1 pseudogene is annotated in these 205 nt (G+C 37.1%); it reads left to right on the top strand.

The features are described 5' to 3' along the window. Positions 1–131 (top strand): annotated as a pseudogene (locus HMPREF2984_RS09845) (sigma-70 family RNA polymerase sigma factor); the annotation flags it as partial. Positions 132–205 lie beyond the last annotated feature (74 nt).

The raw sequence follows: 205 nt of genomic DNA, 5'->3' as shown, positions 1-205 counted from the left end.
AGAGCTATCAAGCTCAACTGAGCCCAGAGAAACAAGAGCAGTACGAGCGCTTACTAGCCGATGAACGGTTCAAAGGCCGCCAAGCTATGATTCGAGAATTAAGAGCCTACTTAAAAGACTATAGTGATTAAACTAAGTCAGAACTTTTCTTTTTCAAAGGTCACAAAAAACAAGAAAAATAAAAAAAGATGAAAAAAGGTATTGA

The sequence above is a fragment of the Streptococcus sp. HMSC066E07 genome, from assembly GCF_001814695.1.
GTDB classification, from domain to species: Bacteria; Bacillota; Bacilli; order Lactobacillales; family Streptococcaceae; genus Streptococcus; species Streptococcus hominis.
This window is presented reverse-complemented; position numbering and strand designations above follow the sequence as displayed.